The organism is Lysinibacillus sp. NPDC096418 (assembly GCF_044762775.1).
Taxonomy (GTDB): Bacteria; Bacillota; Bacilli; order Bacillales_A; family Planococcaceae; genus Lysinibacillus.
Genome location: NZ_JBIWEY010000033.1, coordinates 47,534 through 53,737, shown reverse-complemented (window position 1 = coordinate 53,737; position 6,204 = coordinate 47,534). Strand labels below are relative to the sequence as shown.

Here is a 6,204-nt window from a genome sequence, read left to right as displayed (position 1 = left end):
CTCTTTAGCGCCGATGGTAGTTGGGGGCTTCCCCCTGTGAGAGTAGGACGTCGCTAGGCACATGAGACAGTCAACTATATGTTGGCTGTTTTTTTGTTGAAAATTAATAGAGTTACATGTCCTAATAATAATTTAGGTATTTGGATAATGTTGAGTATTGTAAAATCGATGAAAATAATTGAACCTTAGTTATTCCGTTATACGTAGAGTTTTTTTAGGACGAGTCTTGGAGAAATGGCTGGACCTTCGAACAAGCAAAGATTAGGTGGCATGAATCATTGTCTGGATGCTTAGATTGTTGGTATCATGGTAGGGAATAAAGAAACATCGAGTAATAGACAACAATATCTCATAGGGAACTATCTATAATCCTAAAACACAAAAGTAATTGACTAGAGACGCAGTCATTAACATTGTTAGAGTGCTTTTACATAATACAGCTTGTCTCACTTCTCTATAGTTACGCAAAGAGTGGCGTTAGTAGAATCGTTTTATAGGAAAAATGCTTTTCATTTAGACTGCGAACATAGATGTATAATAAAAGAACTTTGTTAAAGCAATTATACTATTTTAAAGTTCCTAAATAGTTTTAGTTGGAGGATTTGATAAGTAGCCTTTGTGCTAATTCAATACTGTGAACGCTATCCTATTTTGTAGGATAGCTTTTTTATCTTATGATAATCCCGTATAATTAAATGAGAAACTAACGGAAATGGGTGTCTTATTTTGCAAAAAAGGAAGCCGATAGTGGAAGGATTAGAGCGTTTTCGACAACAACAAAATATATCTTTTCATGTACCAGGTCATAAACATGGGGAGTTGTCACAGCTACCACAAGCTTTTAAAGATGTGATGCGTTATGATGTAACGGAACTGTCCGGACTAGATGATTTGCACCATCCAGAGGAAATGATTCTAGAAGCAGAAAATTTACTTGCGGACACATACGGGGCAATGAGAAGTTTCTTTTTAGTAAATGGCTCAACTGTTGGCAATTTAGCGATGATTTATGCAACTTGTAAAAAAGGCGATACGATTATCGTACAGCGTAATGCCCATAAGTCAATTTTCCATGCTATCGAACTTGTGGGGGCAAAACCGGTATATGTATCACCGATGTGGGATAAACGAACATTAACGGCTACCTATATAGCATATGAGTATCTAAAAGAAGCAATCAATCAATACCCAGAAGCAAAAGCGGTTGTATTAACGTATCCGACCTATTACGGTATGGGATCTAAAGATATGCGGAAGCAAATTACTTATTGCCATGAAAAAAATATTCCCGTTCTAGTGGATGAAGCACACGGTGCACATTTTAGTGCTTGTTCATTATTCCAGCCTTCTGCACTGACATTCGGGGCTGATGTTGTTGTACAATCTGCGCACAAAACATTACCTGCAATGACTATGTCATCTTTTATGCACGTAAATTCAGAAATAGTAGACGTGGATAAAGTAAATCATTATTTACGTATGTTACAGTCAAGTAGTCCATCATATGTATTACTAGCATCTTTAGATGATGCCCGTTACTATGTACAGACATATATGGAGAGTGACGGAGCATATATAATAGAGAAAAAGAAACAGTGGGTAGAAGCATTACGTGCGATTGGTTCACTTGAAGTAATAGAAGTGGATGATCCATTAAAAATACTACTACGCGTTAATGGTTATAGTGGTTTTCAATTACAAGAAGTACTAGAGTCACAAAATGTATACGCAGAACTTGCTGATGCACATCAAGTATTGCTTGTATTACCACTTTTAAAGCAAGGTCATACGTATCCATTTGCAGATATTAGAGTACGTATTAAGGATGCTGTGACGGCCTTGTTGAGTACAGAAAAAAGTAATTCACTGACTGCTACGCAATCTACGTATACCTTTACGGCAATTACTAAGCCGAGGCTTACTTGTGAGGAAATTGAGGGCAAAGATAAAGAATGGTTACCATATATGCGTGCAATGGGGCGTATTGCAGCAAGTATGATAATCCCATATCCACCAGGGATTCCGTTACTTGTACCAGGTGAAAAAATTACAGTAGCCAAGCTAAGTCAATTAGAGGAACTACTGGCAACCGGTGCATCATTTCAGGGAAACCATCGCTTAGAAGAAAAATTGATCCAGGTCATTAAATAGTTGGAGGCAGTCATAGCATGAAACGTAATTTATTTATAACATTTGAAGGTCCAGAAGGGGCAGGTAAGACAACAGTCATTCAAAAAATTGTTGAACGAATAGAGGAAAAAAATATAGAAGTACTTCCAACAAGAGAGCCTGGGGGAATAGAAATTGCTGAAAAAATTCGCGCAGTCATATTAAATCCAGAACATACAGCGATGGATGAACGTACAGAGGCTTTATTATATGCAGCGGCTCGGAGTCAGCATTATTTTGAAAAGGTGCGCCCAGCATTAGACGCTGGAAAGTTAGTCATTTGTGATCGCTTTATCGACTCATCTCTTGCTTATCAAGGATTTGCACGTGGTATAGGGGTCGATGAGGTACTGGCAATTAATGAATTTGCTATTGGAAAGAAGTTACCTGATGTAACAATTTTATTTGATTTGTCGCCTGAGGTTGGTTTAGCACGAATTCATGCCCATGGTGGTCGAGAAATAAATCGTTTAGATGTCGAGAGTTTAGCGTTTCACGAAAAAGTGCGTGAAGGGTATATGCTGCTTGTTGAACGTTATCCGGAACGCATAAAAGTTGTGAATGCAGATCAAGATGTTGAGCAAGTGGTTGAAGATGTATGGTCTATACTTCTTGACGTAATGCAGTAAAAGTATGAAGTTGTCTAGCATATTGTGATATAATGGTAACACCTAATTCAAAATTATTTAGTGGATAGCTAAATAATTTTGAAGCTCCGACGAATATCATAGTTTTTTTAGGTATGAATTTGAATAAAGGGGTGAGTGCGTATGAAGTTAGTAGTAGCTGTAGTGCAAGATCAAGATAGCAGCCGTTTATCGAACGCTTTAACAAAAAATGAGTTTCGCGCAACAAAATTAGCGAGTACTGGTGGTTTTTTACGCTCAGGTAACACAACGTTTCTTATTGGAACAGAGGACTCCCTCATACCCAAGGTTTTAGATATTATCCGTGATAACTGTCGAGCGCGTGAACAAATGGTTGCACCAGTTTCACCTTTAGGAGGAAATGCGGATTCCTATATCCCATATCCGATTGAAGTAGAAGTAGGCGGTGCTACAGTATTTGTTTTACCAATTGAACAATTTCATCATTTTTAATATGATTTACTAAGAGTCTTCCATTATCTATTTGTGATGAGTTGGAGACGTTTATTATACGCTTATAGCGAGGTGCAAATGCTGGCTGTGAATGTTATAGTCTTGATATGACATTTTTATACTAACGGCATTAGCAACAGGTACAATTACGCCTCTGCGTAATTGATAAAAGTGGAGGCGAAGACAACTTGAAAATCAATCAAGATATCCGTGTCGGATTAAATGCAAACCGCAAAGAGCCACTACAAACTAATAATCAAAATAACCGATTCGGTGATATGGTAGTGAAACAAGGATCGAAAATGCAAACCGAGCAACTTACAAGACTGCTAGGCGATATTTCTTCGGCAGGCGATCGTGTTGCAAGATCCCGTAATCTAAGAGAGCTAGCAAGGTTTAAGATGCTAGTAAAAAGATTCTTACAAGAAACGATCGAACATGGGATGGAACTAAAGCAGTCTCATACATGGAACCGTTTTGGCGAGGGACGACGTTTGAAAATTATTGAAACTATTGATGAGCGTCTTGTAGAATTGGCACAAGATATTTTAAATGAAGAGAAAGAAGCAATAGATCTTCTCGATAAGATTGGTGAAATTAAAGGTTTATTAATTAATTTATATATGTAAAACCCGTGTCTTGTTCACTTGTAGGCGCGGGCTTTTTTCAAACAGGAAGGAAATTAAGGGGAAGCCCTTACTCAAAGGTGATTCAGTATGGCCAGGAATGTTGAAGAGTTACTCACATTACAACCAGTCGTAATGAAGCAACTTCAAACAATTTTAAATAAAAATAGATTAGCGCACGCATATATCTTTGATGGAGAAAAGGGTACTGGAAAAGTGGATATTATGCAGTATTTTGTAAAATTAATGCTGTGTGAACAACCTGAACAGAATGTTCCATGTGAAACATGTCGAAATTGCAGACGTGTTGATTCGGGGAATCATCCTAATATTCATCAAATCTATCCAGATGGTCAATTTATTAAGATTGACCAAATACGTGAGCTAGTAACCGAGATGAAGATGATGGGGATTGAGGAAGGGCGTAAAATTTACGTACTTCATCATGCAGATCGTCTAAATATAGCTTCTGCGAATATGTTACTGAAGTTTTTGGAAGAGCCAGACGGGGATGTAATGGCTATTCTTTTAACTGAGCAAATGCAGTCGATGTTACCAACAATCCGCTCACGCTGTCAACATATTAAGTTTCAAAAAATACCACATTCGATTTTGTTGAAGCAACTACAAGAAAACAATGTTTCTTATTCAATGGCTTCAACAGTGAGCATGCTGACGAATGAACTCGAAACAGCTGTTTTTCTAGCGAATGATGAGCAGTTTGCACAGGCCCGAAAAACAGTGTTAAAATTAGTGGAGGCAATCCGTAAAAATGTACACGAAGCAATGCTTGTCGTACATGAAGAATGGTTGCCGCAGTTTAAAGAAAAAGGCGAGATGGAGCAAGCATTGGATTTACTGCTATTTGCGTATCGTGATATAGTGGCAATAAAGGCTAATCCCGAAGCAGCTTGTACTTACCCAGACATGTTACAAACATTTAAAGAAGCTGCATTACATTCGACTTACGAACGCCTATCTAGTCAAATGCAAGCAATACTACAGGCACGCGTGTCTTTGCAGCGTAACATGAACAGGACGTTAATGATGGAGCAGCTAATGCTAAATCTGCAGGAGGGATATACATTTGTATAATGTAGTGGGGGTCCGCTTTAAAAAGGCGGGTAAAATATATTATTTTGATCCAGCAACATTTCTACTAGAAGACAATCAGTATGTCATTGTAGAAACGGCTCGCGGAGTGGAATACGGTAAAGTTGTTGTCCCTCAAAAAGTAGTAGGGGAAAATGATGTTGTATTGCCATTAAAGCAAGTGTTGCGACCAGCGGATGAACGTGACCGCATACAGGTAGAAGAAAATGCAGCAGAATCAAAGCGTGCATTTGACTTAGCTAGTACCAAAATCATCGAGCATAAGTTAGAGATGAAGCTCGTTGATGTTGAATATACATTTGATCGTAATAAAATCATATTTTATTTTACAGCAGAAGGTCGTGTAGATTTCCGTGATCTCGTAAAAGATCTAGCCTCTGTTTTTCGTACACGTATTGAGCTCCGCCAAATTGGTGTACGCGACGAGGCAAAGCTGTTAGGTGGTATTGGTCCATGTGGCCGGATGCTTTGCTGTTCAACATTTTTAGGCGATTTTGAACCAGTATCTATTAAAATGGCGAAGGATCAAAATTTGTCGTTAAATCCTTCGAAAATTTCAGGACTTTGTGGTCGTTTAATGTGCTGCTTGAAGTACGAAAATGATGAGTATGAAGAAGCGAAAGAGGGTATGCCGGATATTGGTGAAATTACAATGACACCGGATGGACGAGGCAAGGTAGTCGCTTTAAATGTATTAGAACGACTCATTCAAGTATATTTACAAGAGCAAGAACGCACTGTTGAATATACATTAGAGGAACTATTAGCGGGCGAAAAAAATCTTATATAAGATAGAGAATTTAACGAGGTGGCTTGGGTGAAGGACCGTAATTTCTTAGATACTGTTATAGGGTTCGAACAACAGCTCGAATCAATGCAGGAGCAGTTTGGTGCATTGAAACAATTTGTTGCACTGATGATGGAAGAACATAAGGCACTTGAAACAGAAAATCATCACCTTCGTACACGACTAGAAGAATTACTTTCTAAGGAGAACGCTACACAAACAGCGGATGAAAAGAAAGAGAATCCAATAGACATAGGTGAGGGTTACGATAACTTAGCGCGTCTTTACCAAGAAGGGTTCCATGTCTGTCATGTACATTTTGGAAGCTCACGTAAAGGTGAAGATTGTCTATTTTGTCTATCGTTTTTAAATAAACAAAATGTGTAATAGAAGACTGATTCCCACTCTC

The 6,204-nt window shown here is 38.3% G+C and carries 7 protein-coding genes; all 7 read left to right on the top strand.

The annotated features are described in order from the left end of the window. Window positions 1–726 precede the first annotated feature (726 nt). The 7 genes from ACIQZG_RS19625 (at window position 727) to yabA (ending at window position 6,182) form a co-directional block, all read left to right on the top strand. Window positions 727–2,151 (top strand): aminotransferase class I/II-fold pyridoxal phosphate-dependent enzyme, encoded by a 1,425-nt coding sequence (locus ACIQZG_RS19625; RefSeq protein ID WP_402757157.1) that lies wholly within the window; start codon window positions 727–729, stop codon window positions 2,149–2,151. Window positions 2,152–2,168: 17 nt separating this feature from the next. After that, on the top strand, window positions 2,169–2,798 hold the full coding sequence (gene tmk, locus ACIQZG_RS19620) for a dTMP kinase (RefSeq protein ID WP_402757156.1): 630 nt from the start codon (window positions 2,169–2,171) through the stop codon (window positions 2,796–2,798). A gap of 141 nt (window positions 2,799–2,939) precedes the next feature. Next, the gene (locus tag ACIQZG_RS19615) at window positions 2,940–3,269 is read left to right on the top strand and encodes a cyclic-di-AMP receptor (RefSeq protein ID WP_402757155.1); all 330 of its coding nucleotides are present in this window, start codon (window positions 2,940–2,942) and stop codon (window positions 3,267–3,269) included. Window positions 3,270–3,457: 188 nt separating this feature from the next. Further along, entirely contained in the window at window positions 3,458–3,898 is a 441-nt protein-coding gene (locus ACIQZG_RS19610) for a YaaR family protein (protein ID WP_402757154.1), read from the top strand. Between the two features lie 87 nt (window positions 3,899–3,985). Next, the gene (gene holB / locus ACIQZG_RS19605; RefSeq protein WP_402757153.1) at window positions 3,986–4,990 is read left to right on the top strand and encodes a DNA polymerase III subunit delta'; all 1,005 of its coding nucleotides are present in this window, start codon (window positions 3,986–3,988) and stop codon (window positions 4,988–4,990) included. After that, window positions 4,983–5,798, top strand: coding sequence for a PSP1 domain-containing protein (locus ACIQZG_RS19600; RefSeq protein ID WP_402757152.1), 816 nt, complete (start codon window positions 4,983–4,985; stop codon window positions 5,796–5,798). Before holB ends, ACIQZG_RS19600 begins: the two co-directional genes overlap by 8 nt. A gap of 27 nt (window positions 5,799–5,825) precedes the next feature. Continuing rightward, the gene (gene yabA / locus ACIQZG_RS19595; RefSeq protein WP_402757151.1) at window positions 5,826–6,182 is read left to right on the top strand and encodes a DNA replication initiation control protein YabA; all 357 of its coding nucleotides are present in this window, start codon (window positions 5,826–5,828) and stop codon (window positions 6,180–6,182) included. Window positions 6,183–6,204 lie beyond the last annotated feature (22 nt).